Source organism: Sorangium sp. So ce693 (genome assembly GCF_051521375.1).
Classification (GTDB): domain Bacteria; phylum Myxococcota_A; class Polyangia; order Polyangiales; family Polyangiaceae; genus Sorangium; species Sorangium atrum.
In genome coordinates, this window is sequence record NZ_CP150347.1 from 9,177,812 (window position 1) to 9,193,347 (window position 15,536).

Consider the following 15,536-nt stretch of genomic DNA (forward strand, 5'->3'; position numbering starts at 1 on the left):
CTACCGGGAGGCCTGTCAGACATTTGAAAGCATCGAAGGAACCAGGTGCCATGAGAGAACCGGAAGTGAGGAGGTTCGAGGTTGAAGATGCCGAAATCGCGGCCCGCCTGGCGGGCGATCGGGAGAAGCCGGCGCTCCTCCTGATCCACGGTTTTCCGAGCTCCTCGGAATCATTCCGCAACGTGATCGGCATCCTCGCGCGGGACTGCTTCGTGATCGCCCCGGACCTTCCGGGGTTCGGCGGCTCCGAGCCGGTCGAGCGCCCCTCATTCTCGCGTTTCGCGGACATGATCGAGGCGCTGCTCGCACGGCTCGGAGCCGGGTCCTTCCACCTCTACCTCCACGACTATGGAACGGCGGTAGGACTTCATCTCGCCACGCGCGCGCCGCGCAGGATACGCAGCCTCATCGTCCAGAATGCCAATGCCCATAAGAGCGGGATGGGGCCGCAATGGTCGGCGACCAGGGCCTATTGGGACGATCCCACGCCGGAGCGGGAAGCCGAGGCGACCGCGCACCTGACCTTCGAGGGGACGCGCGACCAATATGTGGGCGGCGTACCCCGGGACATCGCCGAGCGCATCGATCCCCGGCTGTGGGAGGAGGACTGGCGGATCATGTCGCTCCCCGGCCGCCTCGAGATGCAGCGTGCGCTGGTGCTCGACTATCGCAGCCATGTCGCGCGGTTCGGGGAGATCGCCGAGTATCTCGAGCGCTGGCAACCCCCGGCGCTGATGCTGTGGGGGCGCCACGATATCTTCTTCGGCCTCGAGGAGACCCTCTCCTGGATGAAGGCGCTCCCGCGCATGGAGGCGCACATCCTCGACGGCCCGCATTTCCTGCTGGAGACCCATCCGGCCGAGTGCGCTGCGTTGATGAGCGCCTTCGTCAGGCGCGTGGAGGGGCATGGAATGAATCGAGGGAACGAATGAACGAAGGAGACCAGATCGCTAGGGCCGTCGGAGCGATCGTAGACTCTGGCGCGCTCGCAAACGCAGCAACGATGGCTAACAAGCCATTGCGGCTGCCGGGGACGCGCGCTGACGCAAGCATCCCCGCAGCTGAACGGCCAGACGTCAGACCTCGCGCAGGCCCACACGCTTCAGGAGAAATCATGTTCGATCACGTCAAATTCGGAGTCAGCGACTATGCAGCGAGCAAAGCATTCTTCCTCAAGGCGCTCGAACCGCTCGGCGTATCTGTTGTCTCGGAGGGGCCGCCGACGTACGGCGTCGAGCTTAGCCCGAAGGGTAAGGCTTCATTGTGCCTGTTCCAAACCGAGGAGAAGCCGGCGCATCTTCACCTGGCCTTCACCGCCGAGAATCGTCAGCAAGTCCAGGATTTCTATCGCGCGGCTCTGGAGGCGGGTGGCAAAGACAATGGCGCGCCTGGTCTGCGCCCGCACTACCACGCGAACTATTATGCGGCTTTCGTCATTGGTCCGGACGGGCACAACATCGAAGTGGTTTGCCACGAACCCGAGGCCTGACCCTTCGTTGCACCCGACTCGCTACAGCCGTGAGGGCCGGTCGCTCGTCGCGCCGGCCCTCGGCGCGCCCTCGCAGCGCTCCTAACGGATCATGGAACGAGACGAAAACGTTGGTTGTTGCCGCCGTTGCATCCCCACTGCTGGATGGTTGTCCCAAAATTCCTGCTGAAGCCCGGGACATCCAGGCACAGGCCGCTGTTCTCGGAAACGATGTAATAGTTATCGCCGCCTGCGCTCACCAGCGAGAACCGCTGATTGCTGCCGCCGTTGCATCCCCACTGCTGGACGGTCGTCCCGAAATTCCTGCTGAAGTTCGGGACATCCAGACACAGGCCGCTGTGCGTGGCAACAATAAAGTAATTGCCGCCGCCCGCGCCCACCAGCGAGAATCGCTGGTTGTTGCCGCCGTTGCATCCCCACTGCTGAAGAGTGGAGCCAGGACTCGTGCTGAAGCCCGGGACATCCAGACACAGGCCGCTGTTCTCCGAGATCACCTGAACTGGTCCACTCGGCACAGATTGGGCCAGACCGTGAGACGCGAACAAGAAGGCGACACTGGCAGCGGCCATGCCCGCCGAACGGTACCCGAGAAATTGCATAGGACCCCCTCAAAGAGAGCCAGCAAATGAACTGCAGGCAGCGCTCTCTTCGCCGGTCTCATAAAGCGGCCTTCTGACTTCCGGAAGCGGCGCCGCACGACTCACGGATGTGGCCGCGAGCTGCCGTTAAATTGGTCGTGGTAGGAAGCGCCTTCTCAGCGCTGACCGGCGCGAAGGTGGGAATTGGGGCACCTCCAGGAACCTTCTCGCCTTTCTGTAAAATGATCGACGCGCCGCCCGTGAACGGCGGGAACGCCCCGTCGGCATCCCAGGCCCAGTGTCCGGCGCCGCGCTCGGATGAGGCGCTCGATCGGAGCGCGCGCGACGAAGGACTCGCCCGAGAGGAACCCGCTGGCCCTGCAGCCATACGCGGCGTCGTGCCCTCGACCAGCACGGCCTCGCCGCACGCCGCACGCCGGCCGCTCGGCGGTCCAGCGCAGCGCGTCGCCGGCGACGTGGCGGCCGCTCGCCGCGTCGAAGCGCGCCACGCCCACGCCTCGCCGCTGGATCCAGGCGCTTGACAATCGATAAGCAGCGGCTTATAAGTCGTGCATGCAGAGCGCGGCCGTGCTCGAAGACAAGATCTTCCAGGCGCTGGCGGACCCCAGCCGCCGGGCGATCTTCGAGTCGCTCACGCGTGGCGAAGCGGCCGTGAAGGACCTCACGGCGCGCTTCGACATCTCGCAGCCGGCGATCTCGCAGCACCTCGCCACGTTGAAAGACGCCGGCCTTGTGAGCGGCCGGCGCGAGGGGCGCTGTGTCTACTACCGGGTGGAGCCGCGCGGGTTGAAGCCGCTCGTCGACTGGATCACGCACTACCGCGCCTTCTGGACGGAGCGCGTCGATCGCCTCGAACAATTGCTGGAGAAAATGGACGAATGAACCTCACCGACACGACCGCACAATCGCAGACCGAATCCATCTCGTTCGAGTTCGATTTGAAGCATGCGCCCGAGAAGGTGTGGCGCGCGCTCACCGAACCGGCGCTGCTCGCGGAGTGGCTCCTGCCCACCATCGGCCTCCAGCTCGAGCCGGGGGCGGCGTTCACGCTCAAGACGCAGCCCTACCCCGGCTGGGACGGCACCGTGAATTGCCGGTTCGTCGAGATCGAAGCACATCGGAAGCTCAGCTACACGTGGAGCGTCCCCTTCCTGGAGACCGTCGTGACCTTCACGCTCACGCCAACGGCGTCGGGGACGCGCCTGTCCCTCGTGCAATCGGGCTTCAAGCCGGACCAGAAGCAGAACTTCGCCGGCGCGCGCTACGGCTGGAAGATGATGGGCGGGAAGCTCGTCGACCTGCTCGAGAGGGTCTCATGAGCCGGGCAAGGCTCGTGGCCTACTGGGCGACCACAGGCCTGGTCGCGTCGTCCATGGTCTCCGGCGGCGTGGCGCACGTCATCCACGCGCCAGCGAGCGTCGACGGCTTCGTGCGCCTCGGCTACCCGATGCACTTCGTCACGTTCCTCGGCATCTGGAAGATCCTCGGCGCGCTCGCGCTGCTGGCGCCGAGATTCCCGCGCTTGAAGGAGTGGGCGTATGCGGGCCTCGTGTTCGACCTCACCGGCGCCGCCTTCGCCTGGGCCGCCGTCGGCGCCAGCGACTCCACGAGCAACGCCGGCCACGTCGTCGCGCCGCTCGTGGTCCTCGCGCTGGCGGTGACGTCGTGGGCGCTGCGGCCGGACTCGCGCAGATTGCCGGAACCCCTTCACAGACCGTCGGTGTTGGTGACATGATCGCGGACATGGCCTCCTCCAGACAGCACGCCACAGACAGACAGCACGCCGCAGACAGCCACGACTTGATCCGCGTCCAGGGCGCCCGGGAGAACAACCTCAAGGACGTCAGCGTCGAGATCCCCAAGCGGCGGCTGACCGTGTTCACCGGCGTCTCGGGATCGGGCAAATCGTCGCTGGTGTTCGGCACCATCGCGGCCGAGTCGCAGCGGCTGATCAACGAGACCTACAGCGCGTTCGTGCAGGGGTTCATGCCGACGCTGGCCCGGCCCGAGGTCGACGTGCTGGAAGGGCTGACGACCGCGATCATCGTCGACCAGGAGCGGATGGGCCAGAACTCCCGCTCGACGGTCGGCACGGCGACCGACGCCAACGCGATGCTGCGGGTGCTGTGGAGCCGCCTCGGCAAGCCGCACATCGGCTCGTCCAACGCCTTCTCCTTCAACGTCCCGTCGGTCCGCGGGGTCGGGGCGATCTCGATCGAGAAGGCCGGCGGGAAGAAGACCGAGAAGCGCGAGTTCGTGGTCAATGGAGGCATGTGCCCGCGATGCGAGGGCATGGGATCGGTATCCGACTTCGACGTCTCCCAGCTCTACGATGACAGCAAGTCGCTCAACGAGGGTGCGCTCACCATCCCCGGTTACTCGATGGATGGATGGTACGGGCGCATCTTCAACGGCTGCGGCTTCTTCGACCCGAACAAGCCGATCCGCAAGTTCACGAAGAAGGAGCTCCACGACCTGCTCCACAAGGAGCCGACCAAGATCAAGGTCGAGGGCATCAACCTGACCTACGAAGGGCTGATCCCGAAGATCCAGAAGTCGATGCTGTCCAAGGACGTCGACGCGATGCAGCCGCACATCCGGGCGTTCGTGGAGCGCGCGATCAAGTTCTCCACCTGTCCCGAGTGCGGCGGCACGCGGCTCAGCGAGGCGGCCCGGTCCTCCAAGATCAAGGGGATCAACATCGCCGAAGCCTGCGCGATGCAGATCAACGACCTGGCCAAGTGGGTGCGCGATCTGAACGAGCCGTCCGTCAAGCCGCTGCTGGCGACGCTGCGGCACACGCTCGACTCGTTCGTGGAGATCGGGCTGGGCTACCTCAGCCTCGACCGGCCGTCGGGCACGCTGTCGGGCGGCGAGGCGCAGCGCACCAAGATGATCGGCCACCTCGGGTCGTCGCTCACCGACGTCACCTACGTCTTCGACGAGCCGACGGTCGGGCTGCACCCCCACGACATCCAGCGGATGAACGAGCTGCTGCTGCGGCTGCGCGACAAAGGCAATACCGTCCTCGTGGTCGAGCACAAACCCGAGACGATCGCGATAGCCGATCACGTCGTCGACCTGGGCCCCGGCGCCGGCACCGCCGGCGGCGAGGTGGTCTTCACGGGCACCGTCGACGGGCTGCGGGCGAGCGGCACGCTCACCGGACGTCACCTGAGCGACCGGGTGTCCCTGAAGCAGTCGGTGCGGAGACCGTCGGGTGTGATGAAGGTGCGTGGCGCGCGCGCGCACAACCTGAAGAACGTCGATGTCGACATTCCGCTCGGCGTGCTGGTGGTGGTGACCGGCGTGGCGGGATCGGGCAAGAGCTCGCTGATCCACGGCTCGGTGTCCGGCCGTGACGGGGTGGTGTCGGTCGACCAGACCCCGATCCGCGGCTCGCGGCGGAGCAACCCGGCGACGTACACCGACCTGCTGGAGCCGATCCGCAAGGCGTTCGCGAAGGCCAACAACGTGAAGCCCGCGCTGTTCAGCGCCAACTCCGAGGGTGCCTGTCCGACCTGCAACGGCGCGGGGGTGATCTACACCGACCTCGCGATGATGGCCGGCGTCACCACGGTCTGCGAGGACTGCGAGGGCCGGCGGTTCCAGGCGTCTGTGCTGGAGTACCGCCTCGGCAAGCTCAACATCGCCGAGGTGCTCGACCTGTCGGTGACGGAGGCTGTCGGCTTCTTCGGTGCTGGCAAGGGGCACACGCCGGCCGCGCACGCGATCCTGCAGCGCATGGCCGACGTGGGGCTCGGCTACCTGCGGCTCGGCCAGCCGCTCACCACGCTGTCGGGCGGCGAGCGGCAGCGGCTCAAGCTCGCGACGCACATGGGCGCTGACGGCGGCGTCTATGTGCTCGACGAGCCGACCACCGGGCTGCACCTGGCCGACCTCGAGCAGCTGCTCGGGCTGCTGGACCGGCTGGTCGACTCCGGCAAGTCGGTCATCGTGATCGAGCACCACCAGGCGGTGATGGCGCACGCCGACTGGATCATCGACCTCGGTCCAGGCGCGGGCCACGACGGCGGGCGGATCGTGTTCGAAGGCACCCCGGCCGATCTGGTGGCGGCGAAGTCGACGCTGACCGGCGAGCACCTTGCGGCGTTCGTCGGGAGCCAGCCGAAGGCTGCCCGAGCTGCGCGATCTCGCTGAGCGAGGCCGCGTCTCCCCGTGGGAGCTTGACGTGCTACAATGCGTGCATGTCGTTTGCTCCGGACATTCTGGTCACCTCCCGCGACGGAACGAGCCGCTCGCTCGTCGTCGAGGTGAAGCTGTCGATCCACGATCTCCAGGCGTCAGAACAACAGCTCAAGGCGTACATGGTGCGCCATGGCTACGCTACCGGGATGCTCGTTACGTCGGACGCAGTGCGCATCTACCGCGATACGTTTGCGAGCTACGAGGAAGGATCGGTGGAGCTGGTCGGGGCGTTCTCGACGGCAGGCGTCTTCGAAGCCGGCGTGGCGTCGACAATTCGTGCGATTGAAGAGCCAGGACTGCGCGGGGTTCAATTCGAGGACGAAGTCCAGCGCTGGCTGGAAGGGCTCACGAATCCATCGAATCTGGCCACCTTGGCGCCAGACTTGCGTGAGGCCGTCGAGGATCACGTGGTGCCCGCTCTGGAGCAAGGAGAGGTGCGTGCGGCTGGGCCGCGTGCGAGCATGAGGCGCACCGGGACCTGAACGATGCGGCACGTCTTCGTCGAGACCAATTGGGTCGTAGACTATGCTGCGCCTGCGCATCACAAGAAAAAAGCAGCGGTTGATCTTCTCAACCGTGCTGCCGCGGGAGAGCTCAAGCTTCATCTTCCGTCCATTTGCCTGAACGAGGCACGTCGTCCAATCCAGGAGCTCAAGCCTCGGCATGAAGCAGATGCCATTCGCCAGTTTCTGCGCTGGGGCAAGGCGAACGGAAAAAATCTCGTTCAACGAGGAGGCCACGGCGTTACGGGTGCTCAGCATGTTCGAGAGCAGAGTGAAAGAGGAGCTCAAGCAGCTCGACACGATGCTCGCGGCGCTGCGCAAGCACCCGGGGCTCGATGTCTTCGCGCTCGACGACGCCATGCTGGCGCGCGCGATCGAGCTGAGCGGCGGCGAGCTCGAGTTCGTCAAGCCGTTCGACCAAGCGATCTTGGCTGCGGTACTGGTACGGGCCGAGAGGCTGAAGGCCGCTGGGGCAACAGATCTTTCATTCTGCGAGCTCGACGGGGATCTCCAGCCGTGGGGGAAGAACGGAGTTTTCAAGCCAGCATTGACGAAGCTCTACGACGCCGCCGGGATCTGGGTATACGGTGACTTCGATCTTGCTGCGCCAGTGCGCCCCGCGAGCTAGCCAGCGCCTCCGCGCAAGCTCCCGGAGGAAGAAGCGAGCAAAGCATCCGTTTGAGCGTCAAGAGTATTTACCCAGGCTTCGCAGGACGTCCCCCATCCGCCTGTCCGCGCGCGGGCTCCGCACAACGGCGTCGGGGTGCTTATGTGGGCGGCATGACCATGGCAGAGCGGCGATGGCGTGGACCTGTTCGCCTGCGCCGCTCCACCGGATTAAGGATCCTGCGTGCCGCACGTGATCCGCCTTCACGCCGACGAGCGCCGAATCCGGGCCGAGATCCCATCCCGCGGGATCTCGCTCGAGGAGGAAGCCGCCGTCGCTGTTATCTACCGCCGGCCGCGTCGCGGTTACCCGCCCGTCGCCGTGCTCGCGGTGGGCGGCGACGCGCTCCAGATGACGGAGAGTGTCCGCACCATGGACCGCTCCCTAGCAAAGACCGAGGAGGACCGGCATGCGAGGGTCGTGCCCCTGGAGCAGGCGGCGTGGTGGAGCGACGGTAGGCTCCTGGAGCGCGACGCCCGCTTCGATCCGGCGCATATCGGGGAGATCGTTATCGTCCGCCCGTTCGCCCGGAAGACCTTCTCCCCGCCGCTGTGCGAGGCGCTCCTTCGCTACATCGATTCCTCGGCGAGGCACCAGGCGGGAGGAGTCCTCCAGCGGTGGTATCTCCGCCGGCTGCTCTGGTGGACTTCTCGGGTCGAGCTCGAGCTGCAGGGCGTGCCCGACGACGATGCCTCGCACGACGCGCTGGTGCGCGAGCTAAGGCCGTACTTCGGCGCGTCGACCACGCTCGGTGGGGCTCCCCTGCGGGTGCGTCACCCGCGTGGTCTCGCCGATCTCCGGATCATCCATGTCGGACAACTCGCGGCGATCTTCGCGGCCGGCGCGCTGTCCCTCGCGCTTCACCCAAGGCTCTGGCTCACCGGCATGCGCGTGACCGTGCTAGGAGCGATACTCGCCTTCTGGCTGGTGTCCTGGTACCGAAAATTCCGGTACGACTGAGGGGTGAGCCAGCGCGAATCGTCTGGTCTGATCGGAGGTCGACGTGGAGCTGCTCGAAAATTTGCTGTGGCTGTGCAAGATCCCCTCGCCGTCGGGTGAGGAACGCAACCTGGCCGACGAGCTGGCTCAACGTCTCGCGGCGCTCCCATTGGCTTCACCGCCGCGCCGCTACGGGGACTCCCTGGTGGCGCCGCTGACGCGCGGGTCGGGAGGCCCCAAGATTCTGCTCGTCGGGCAGCTCGACGTGGCGAACGCGGGGCAACGAGGCGAAGCGAGGACGGAGAAGAACCGCGTGCTCGGCGCTGGAGCCGCCGAGAAGAGCGGCCTCTGCCTGATGCTCGATCTGGCCGAGCGCCGGCCGCAGGTACACGCCGATATCACCCTCGTGTTCCACGCGCGCGGAGCGTGCGGCTTCGACGCGAGCGAGCTCAGGGTGGTCATGAAGCAGGATGCCGAGCTCCGGGGGGCCGACTTCGCCCTGGTGCTCAAGCCCACGGACAACAAGCTCCAGCTCGGCTCGGGAGGCTCCACGCACGCGACGCTGGCCTTTGCAGGCCGCACGGGGCACAGCGGGCTGCCCGGGGCCGGCGTGAACGCGATTCACAAGTTCGCGCGCGTGCTCTCTCAGCTTGTCGCGTTCGAGCCCGTACCCGACGTCGTCGACGGCCTCACCTGGTACGAGATGATGAACGCCACCTCGGCGCACGGGGGCCGCTCCGGCAGCGTCGTGGCGGACCACCTGGAGGTGAACGTGCACCACACGTACGGTCCGAGCACGAGCTCCCATACCTCGCAAGAACGACTGATGGCGCTCGTGGACCGCGTGGGAGCCGTCCGGTTCGAGGAGCTCTCCCGTCCGGCGCCGCCGAACCGGAACCACGCGCTCATCGCCGCTCTCGAACAGAGCGGCGTTCAAGGCGTCGAGGCGCGGCAAACCTGGACGGAAGTGGCAAGCTTCACGACGCTCGGGATCCCGGCGGCGAATTTCGGACCGGGCGCGGAGCGGACGATGCACGCTCTGAACGAGGTGACGGAGCTCTCGGAGCTCGCGCGGGCGCAAACCATCCTCGACAGCTGGTTCGCCAAGATGACGTGACTGTTGTTGGCATCTCGAGAGAGAAAATTGAACAGGGAGGAGGGGAGAGTCATGGGACTTTACTCCCCTTCTCCCGATCGCCGTTGCGGCTGGACAACAAGCTCCGAAGGCCGTCCTGGAGACTCGCGACGATGGGGACGCCATCGAAGCCGAGATCGCAGTCGATCAGCAATCTCGCCATGGCCGGCGAGATGCCCGCGACGATGCACTGCGCCCCGAGCAACGAGGAAGCGCGCACCGTATTGCCGAGGTGGCGTGCCCCTTCGGCGTCCATGAAAGGCACGCCGGTGACGTCGAGGATCACATGCTCCGCCTGCGTGTCCACGATGGCCTGCAGAAGCACCTCGAGGAGATGGGCGGCGCGCTCGGCGTCGATGCGACCGATGAGCGGCAGCGCGAGGATGCCGTCCCAGAGCCTGAGCACGGGCGTGGACAGCGCGGCAATGGCGCGCTGCTGCTCCTCGCTCACGCGGAGCTGCTCCTCGAGCCGCTGAGTCCGCTCGGCGATCGCGGCCTCGAGCTGCGCCGTCTGGACCCGCAGCTCGTCCTCGGACCGCTTGAGCTCGCCGACGTCCACGTGGATCTGCAGCACCTCGCGCACGTTGCCCGCAGCGTCGCTGATGGGATGGAGCGAAGAGGCGACCCAGCGGGCCAGTCCCTTCTGGAGCGTGTCTGCCTGGACCGGATCGTAGCGAATCGTGGGCAACGCCGTGGCCTCGCCCCGCCAGAACGCCCGCTCGACGAGGGGCATGGACCCATTGGCGGATACCTGCTCGTCCTTCAGCAACCGCCACTCGGCGACATCCCGGAGGCTCAAGCTCCAGAGCTGCTCCCACCGACGATTCACCTCGAGCACGCGGCTCTCGCCGTCGTAGATCATCATGCTCACGATGCCCCCGTCGAGCAGGGCCTGGTAGCGGCGCGCGGGGATCTCCAGATCGGCGACGCGTCGGCGCAGCGTATCGATTTCACGCTCGAGCTCGGTGATCGTCGGAGTTGTCTTCTGTTCCATGTTCTTTTGGTCCGCGTGCTCCGTGACGAGCATCCTCCCCGGGAAAGACGGCCTCGGTGTGAGCCGGGTCGCGTCCGACGAGCGCGGCGCGGGCGCGCGTTGATGACAGGACGGCCCGCGCAGACAGGAGGCACGCAGCGTTGTATCTCCGGTTGCGGCGAGCTTCAACCCGGCGGACGTCTGCTGGATGAGGAGCTCACTTGCGTCGCCGATCACGACGGCGCGGCGGATCCAGCTGTCGAGTCCGGTCAGGTCCGGCCAGGTTCCCGGGCTCGTCACACCATGAGATTGACGATGGTCGCCTCAACCCGGGTCGGGTTGTCGGTTGTCGTCTCGACCGGATCGGGTTCACAGGCCCGATCGGATCCGGCTCAGGGCGACCCCTGCTTCGCGCACGGGTCCGCCGCCGCGGCCGCGCTGCGGCCCTCCCAGAGACGAGCGAGGGGGCTCCTCGGGCCGACCGCGCCCGCGCCGGCGAGCGCCGCCCACGTCAGGATGGGGCCATCCCCCTCGAGCACGCGCAGCGGCGGCGGATATCCGGTCGCGGCGAGCTTCAGCCCGGCGGGCGTCGGCAGGAGGAGCAGCTCCGGGTTGTCGAGGCTCACGCGCTCCCGCAGCAGCTCGAGCACGGCCGCGTCGCCGTCGGCGAGCGGCGCGAGGCAGCGCTCCAGCAAGGGCCGCAGGGCCTTCTTCGACGCGGCGGACCGCTCGAGCAGCTGGGTCACCGGCGCGCCCGTGCGCGCGTCGAGCACCTGCCAGCGCTCGGGCCCAGGATCCCAGGGGTGCGTGCCCCCCTCGTAGCGCATCGCATCGTGGGAGCGGACCGCGAGCAGCCCCTTCTCGTTGAGGGAGATCTCGAAGGTGCGCGAGGCGGCCATTCGCTCGCCCGTCTTGCACGCGCGCAAGCTCGCCTCATCCCCCTGCCCGAACACCCACGCGCCGCTCTCGAGCGCGCGGTTGAGGGCCGCCTCGCTCTTCGCCGTCGCGGCGCCGAAGATCTCTGGCCAGGCGAGATCCTCGCTGCACGCCTCGCCTGGCTCGAAGGGGATCCCGATCCCGTCGGATGGGCCATCGGGGTTCGGCTGCGGCGGGAAGCGGCGCGCCCTCTTCTTCGTGGCCACGAGCAGCACATCGCGGGCGCCTACCGAGGCGAGGTCGAACGGCAGCGAGGCGCCCCGCGGGCTCGTCCACGTCCCGATGAGGTGGCCGTCCGCCCGGCAGGTGCCCGCGAACTGGCCCGTCGGGCGCGCCGGGTTGCCCTCGACAAGCGCGAGCTCGCCAGCGTCGGTGACCGCCCCGGCCAGCGGGATGTCGACGCCGACGTGGGCATAGAAGTAACGGCCCCGCACCGTCCCTCCGTCGCGCTCGATCCGCGCAAAGATCTCGAGCTTCGGGCCGATCGTGCCGTGAAAGCCGCGCTCCAGCGCACAGGCGCTCTGCGGCGCCGGCGCGGCGCTCGCTGCCGGCGCAGGCGCGACGCCCACGGCGGGCGCCGACGGAGACGGCGCCGTGGTGGCCGCCGCCTTGGCCGCGGCGGGCGCGGCGCTCGCGGCAGGCGAGGGCGCGGCCGCCGGGCCGCACGCCGGTAGAGCGAAGACCAGCGGCAGGAACGCTCGATATCGCATGGACAGCCATTGTGCAGAACAGGACCTGACAGATCCCCTCATTTCGTTGGCATGTCAGGCCGGCCTGAAGCGGAGCGGCAGCGACACGGGGCCGCGCACGGTGAGCGTGCGGTTGTAGGGGATCTCGCCCGGCGCGCGGGTCACCTCGCCGATCCTCGGGAGCAGCACCTCGAGCGCGACCTTCGCTTCCATCCGGGCCAGCGCAGCGCCAAGGCAGAAGTGCGCGCCGTGCCCGAAGGTCAGGCTCGGCTGCCCGCGGTGCAGATCGAACCGATCGGGATCCGTGAAGCGCAGCTCGTCGCGGTTCGCCGAGCCGACCAGGGCCAGCACGAGCGAGCCCGCGGGGATCGTCACGCCGGCCAGCGCGACGTCCGACGTCGTGAGCCGGGGGACGGACTGCGTCGGGCCGTCATAACGCATCATCTCCTCGATGAACCTCGGGATGAGCTGCGGCGAGGCGCGCAGCCGCTCGAGCTCCGCGGGGCGCTCCGCGAGCAGGAGCATCGAGCTGCCGAGGAAGTGGGTCGTGGTCTCGAGGCCGCCGCCGAGGATGCTGACCAGCAGATCGATGATCTCGCGGTCGCCGAGGAGATCGCCGGCGCGGGCGAGCTCGCTCACGAGGTCGTCGGAGGGCGAGCGCCTGCGGGCCTCGATGACGTCGGCCATGTACCTGTCGAGCTCCGCGATCGTGGCGCGGACGCGGGCGGCGTGCTCGGCGCTCGCCGGCTCGGGCGTCACGGACAGGAGGTCGTCCATCCACCGCTTGAAGCGCGGCTCGAGCGCGTGATCCAGCCCGAGCAGCTCGCTGATCACGAACGCCGGCAGCGGCGCCGCGACCGCGGCGATGAAGTCGACCTCGCCGTCGAGGCGGCCCGCGAGCCGCTCGCACAGATCCCGGGCCCGCTGCTCGATGCGCGCGATCGCCGGCGCCCCGAAGGCCCGGCTCACCAGGCCGCGGAGCCGCGCGTGATCCGGGCCATCCATGGCCAGGATCGAGCTCGCGAGCGGGTTGTGCCCCACCCACGCCGGCTGCCAGGCGGCCCGGAACCCCTGGGACGAGAACCGCTCCGGGCTCCGGAGCACCGTGGCGACATCGGCGTACCGGCTCACCGCCCACATCCCGCCAGGATCCACCTGGCAGACCGGCGCCTCGCGGCGCATCACAGCGTACGGCGTATAAGGATCCGCCCGGAAGGCGGGTGTCATGATGTCCACGCGCTCGCTCATGCGAAGAGACCTCCCGCGATGGCCCCGAGCACACGCCGGGCCCGCGCGGGAGAGGCCGCTTTCATGGGAGATCCGGGGCTCCTCCGTGGCGCCTCGCGAGCCCGCCGGTCAGGGTGACCGGTCGCTCCTGTCACGTTGAAAGGTCGTCCCATGCGCGCAGCCGATCTCGACATCCGGAAGCTGCTCGACGTCGATGCGCGCGGCGGCGTCGTCCGCTTCGCCGGGGAGCGCGCGGTCATCCTCGACGCCGGGGCGCTCGGGAGGCTGCGCGAGGAGCTCGTCCGGCTCGCGGGGTACGCGGGGGCGCGCGCCGTGCTCACGCGCTTCGGCGTCGAGCACGGCGCCCGGATGGCGGAGGCGATGGTGTCCCGGCTCGCCTGGGACAGCGACGCCGAGCTGCACGGCGCAGGGGCCCTGCTCCACACGCTGCAGGGCTTCATCCGGCTCGCCCCCGGGGACACGACGCCCCTCGCCTCGCGCGGCGCCACCCTCCTCTCGTCGTACGAGGCAGAACAGCACCTCCTGCACCTCGGCCGCGCGGACGAGCCGGTGTGCTGGATGCTCGCCGGCATCGCGAGCGGCTACATGACCCGGGCGACGGGCGAGGCGGTCTACGTCATCGAGGATCGGTGCATCGGCCGGGGCGACGACGTCTGCCACTTCCAGGGTCGGACGCGCGCCGCGTGGGGCGGCGCGCTCGAGGAGCACCTGCCGTTCTTCCGCGAGAGCGATCTCGACCCGTCGCTCGGCCAGCCCGCGCAGCCCGCGCCGCCCCGGAGGGCGACACCAGGGCGCGCGCTCGTCGCGAAGGCGAGCGCCCTGCCCTTCGCCGCGCCGCGGGGCGAGCCGCCGACCCCGCTCGTCGCGGAGAGCCCGGCGATGCAGCGGGCCCTCGACCGCGCGCGGCGGGTCGCGCCGGTGGACTCGACGATCCTGCTCACGGGCGAGAGCGGCGCAGGGAAAGAGCGCGTGGCGCGGCTCATCCACGGCGCGTCGGCGCGCGCCGCGGGCCCGTTCGTCGCGGTCAACTGCGCGGCGATCACCGAGACGCTGCTGGAGAGCGAGCTCTTCGGGCACGCGCGCGGCTCGTTCACCGGCGCGACCCACGACCGCGCCGGGCTGTTCGAGGCGGCGCGCGGGGGCACGCTGCTGCTCGACGAGGTCGGCGAGGCCCCGCCCGGGGTGCAGGCGAAGCTCCTCCGCGCGCTCCAGGAGCGGCAGGTGCGCCGCGTCGGCGAGAACACGAGCCGCCCCGTCGACGCCCGGATCCTCGCGGCGACGAACCGCGATCTCGCGGCCGACGCCGCGGCGGGCCGCTTCCGGCGGGACCTCTACTACCGGCTGCGCGTCATCGAGATCCGCCTTCCGCCGCTCCGCGAGCGCCGCGAGGACATCCTGCCGCTCGCGCGGGCGCTGCTCGGGGCGGCGTCGCGGCGGCTCGATCGGCCTGTCGCGGGCTTCACGCCGGAGGCCGAAGGCGCGCTGGAGCGCCACGGGTGGCCCGGCAACGTGCGCGAGCTGGAGAACGCCGTGGAGCACGCGGTCGCCCTGGCGCGGGGAGGCGCCGCGGATCTGGACGACCTGCCGGACGACGTCCGCGGCGCCGCGCCGACCGGCGGCGAGGCGGGCGAGGCGCCGGCCGCGCGGACGCTGGAGGGCGTCGAGCAGCGAGCGATCCTCGCGGCGCTCGAGAGGCACGGCGGCAACCAGGCCCGCGCCGCCGCGGAGCTCGGGATCGGCGCGTCGACGCTCTACAGGAAGCTCAGGAAGTACGCGCGCGGCGCGGGGTAGAGGTGTGCGAGGGGTCCCCTCGACGGCAACCGGGCCCCGCCGGTGCCGGAGCCCGGAAAACCACGGCGCCCGGATCTCCGTCGCTGAGAAGCGCCACGACCACGCACATCCGTGCTTGACTATGGCGACGTCGGTTGATACTCCTGCGCCCCCATCGACGGAGACGGCCTCTGAGGAGGTCCCGGCGCACTCAGCCTCATCGCTGTTGGCGTCGCACGAGAGTGGTTTCCTGAGCCATGGGACCGCCGTTCGCGGGAGTAACTCAGTGGTAGAGTGCAACCTTGCCAAGGTTGACGTCGCGGGTTCAAATCCCGTCTCCCGCTCCGCGATATAGACGCTGCAACACCGGACGCCGCTG

General features: G+C 68.7%; 15 protein-coding genes and 1 tRNA gene. 12 read left to right on the forward strand and 4 right to left on the reverse strand.

What is annotated here, in order from left to right; all coding sequences use genetic code 11:
* Positions 1-50: 50 nt before the first annotated feature.
* Both WMF14_RS34275 and WMF14_RS34280 read left to right on the forward strand, forming a co-directional pair.
* On the forward strand, positions 51-932 hold the full coding sequence (locus tag WMF14_RS34275; RefSeq protein WP_437793061.1) for an alpha/beta fold hydrolase: 882 nt from the start codon (positions 51-53) through the stop codon (positions 930-932).
* Between the two features lie 182 nt (positions 933-1,114).
* Positions 1,115-1,489: a VOC family protein gene (locus tag WMF14_RS34280; protein WP_437793063.1), complete on the forward strand. Its 375-nt coding sequence runs from the start codon at positions 1,115-1,117 to the stop codon at positions 1,487-1,489.
* A gap of 89 nt (positions 1,490-1,578) precedes the next feature.
* Here WMF14_RS34280 and WMF14_RS34285 read toward each other — a convergent pair whose 3' ends face one another.
* A complete protein-coding gene (locus WMF14_RS34285) occupies positions 1,579-2,088 on the reverse strand; it encodes an RICIN domain-containing protein (protein WP_437793065.1) in 510 nt (169 codons plus the stop codon).
* Between the two features lie 552 nt (positions 2,089-2,640).
* Between WMF14_RS34285 and WMF14_RS34290 the strand changes: the two genes are divergently transcribed.
* From WMF14_RS34290 to WMF14_RS34325, 8 genes are all read left to right on the forward strand, one after another.
* A complete protein-coding gene (locus WMF14_RS34290; protein ID WP_276596697.1) occupies positions 2,641-2,970 on the forward strand; it encodes an ArsR/SmtB family transcription factor in 330 nt (109 codons plus the stop codon).
* Positions 2,967-3,407, forward strand: a complete 441-nt coding sequence (locus tag WMF14_RS34295) for an SRPBCC family protein (RefSeq protein ID WP_437793067.1) — start codon at positions 2,967-2,969, stop codon at positions 3,405-3,407. Before WMF14_RS34290 ends, WMF14_RS34295 begins: the two co-directional genes overlap by 4 nt.
* Positions 3,404-3,823, forward strand: a complete 420-nt coding sequence (locus WMF14_RS34300; RefSeq protein ID WP_437793069.1) for a DoxX family protein — start codon at positions 3,404-3,406, stop codon at positions 3,821-3,823. Before WMF14_RS34295 ends, WMF14_RS34300 begins: the two co-directional genes overlap by 4 nt.
* Positions 3,824-3,831: 8 nt before the next feature.
* Entirely contained in the window at positions 3,832-6,249 is a 2,418-nt protein-coding gene (locus WMF14_RS34305) for an ATP-binding cassette domain-containing protein (RefSeq protein WP_437793070.1), read from the forward strand.
* Between the two features lie 47 nt (positions 6,250-6,296).
* Positions 6,297-6,779, forward strand: coding sequence for a hypothetical protein (locus tag WMF14_RS34310; protein ID WP_437793072.1), 483 nt, complete (start codon positions 6,297-6,299; stop codon positions 6,777-6,779).
* A gap of 181 nt (positions 6,780-6,960) precedes the next feature.
* A complete protein-coding gene (locus WMF14_RS34315) occupies positions 6,961-7,428 on the forward strand; it encodes a hypothetical protein (RefSeq protein WP_437793073.1) in 468 nt (155 codons plus the stop codon).
* A gap of 222 nt (positions 7,429-7,650) precedes the next feature.
* Positions 7,651-8,427 (forward strand): hypothetical protein, encoded by a 777-nt coding sequence (locus WMF14_RS34320; RefSeq protein ID WP_437793075.1) that lies wholly within the window; start codon positions 7,651-7,653, stop codon positions 8,425-8,427.
* Between the two features lie 43 nt (positions 8,428-8,470).
* Positions 8,471-9,523 (forward strand): peptidase dimerization domain-containing protein, encoded by a 1,053-nt coding sequence (locus tag WMF14_RS34325; protein ID WP_437793077.1) that lies wholly within the window; start codon positions 8,471-8,473, stop codon positions 9,521-9,523.
* Between the two features lie 49 nt (positions 9,524-9,572).
* On the opposite strand, the gene WMF14_RS34330 is transcribed toward WMF14_RS34325, so the two are convergent.
* The 3 genes from WMF14_RS34330 to WMF14_RS34340 form a co-directional block, all read right to left on the reverse strand.
* Positions 9,573-10,535: an STAS domain-containing protein gene (locus WMF14_RS34330; RefSeq protein WP_437793079.1), complete on the reverse strand. Its 963-nt coding sequence runs from the start codon at positions 10,533-10,535 to the stop codon at positions 9,573-9,575.
* Positions 10,536-10,906: 371 nt separating this feature from the next.
* Positions 10,907-12,160 carry a hypothetical protein gene (locus tag WMF14_RS34335; RefSeq protein WP_437793081.1) on the reverse strand — a complete coding sequence of 418 codons (1,254 nt, stop codon included), beginning with the start codon at positions 12,158-12,160 and terminating at the stop codon, positions 10,907-10,909.
* 54 nt (positions 12,161-12,214) lie between these two features.
* On the reverse strand, positions 12,215-13,387 hold the full coding sequence (locus WMF14_RS34340; protein ID WP_437793083.1) for a cytochrome P450: 1,173 nt from the start codon (positions 13,385-13,387) through the stop codon (positions 12,215-12,217).
* Positions 13,388-13,537: 150 nt separating this feature from the next.
* Here WMF14_RS34340 and WMF14_RS34345 point away from each other — a divergent pair, with 150 nt between their 5' ends.
* A complete protein-coding gene (locus WMF14_RS34345; protein WP_437793085.1) occupies positions 13,538-15,178 on the forward strand; it encodes a sigma 54-interacting transcriptional regulator in 1,641 nt (546 codons plus the stop codon).
* A gap of 251 nt (positions 15,179-15,429) precedes the next feature.
* Positions 15,430-15,501, forward strand: a tRNA-Gly gene (locus tag WMF14_RS34350).
* The last annotated feature ends 35 nt before the right edge of the window (positions 15,502-15,536 follow it).

What these genes read in the sequence shown, in the direction of transcription:
- WMF14_RS34275 (WP_437793061.1), top strand. Translation starts at nt 51, where the DNA reads ATGAGAGAACCGGAAGTGAGGAGGTTCGAGGTTGAAGATGCCGAAATC.
- WMF14_RS34280 (WP_437793063.1), top strand. Translation starts at nt 1,115, where the DNA reads ATGTTCGATCACGTCAAATTCGGAGTCAGCGACTATGCAGCGAGCAAA.
- WMF14_RS34285 (WP_437793065.1), bottom strand. Translation starts at nt 2,088, where the DNA reads ATGCAATTTCTCGGGTACCGTTCGGCGGGCATGGCCGCTGCCAGTGTC.
- WMF14_RS34290 (WP_276596697.1), top strand. Translation starts at nt 2,641, where the DNA reads ATGCAGAGCGCGGCCGTGCTCGAAGACAAGATCTTCCAGGCGCTGGCG.
- WMF14_RS34295 (WP_437793067.1), top strand. Translation starts at nt 2,967, where the DNA reads ATGAACCTCACCGACACGACCGCACAATCGCAGACCGAATCCATCTCG.
- WMF14_RS34300 (WP_437793069.1), top strand. Translation starts at nt 3,404, where the DNA reads ATGAGCCGGGCAAGGCTCGTGGCCTACTGGGCGACCACAGGCCTGGTC.
- WMF14_RS34305 (WP_437793070.1), top strand. Translation starts at nt 3,832, where the DNA reads ATGGCCTCCTCCAGACAGCACGCCACAGACAGACAGCACGCCGCAGAC.
- WMF14_RS34310 (WP_437793072.1), top strand. Translation starts at nt 6,297, where the DNA reads ATGTCGTTTGCTCCGGACATTCTGGTCACCTCCCGCGACGGAACGAGC.
- WMF14_RS34315 (WP_437793073.1), top strand. Translation starts at nt 6,961, where the DNA reads ATGAAGCAGATGCCATTCGCCAGTTTCTGCGCTGGGGCAAGGCGAACG.
- WMF14_RS34330 (WP_437793079.1), bottom strand. Translation starts at nt 10,535, where the DNA reads ATGGAACAGAAGACAACTCCGACGATCACCGAGCTCGAGCGTGAAATC.
- WMF14_RS34335 (WP_437793081.1), bottom strand. Translation starts at nt 12,160, where the DNA reads ATGCGATATCGAGCGTTCCTGCCGCTGGTCTTCGCTCTACCGGCGTGC.
- WMF14_RS34340 (WP_437793083.1), bottom strand. Translation starts at nt 13,387, where the DNA reads ATGAGCGAGCGCGTGGACATCATGACACCCGCCTTCCGGGCGGATCCT.
- WMF14_RS34345 (WP_437793085.1), top strand. Translation starts at nt 13,538, where the DNA reads ATGCGCGCAGCCGATCTCGACATCCGGAAGCTGCTCGACGTCGATGCG.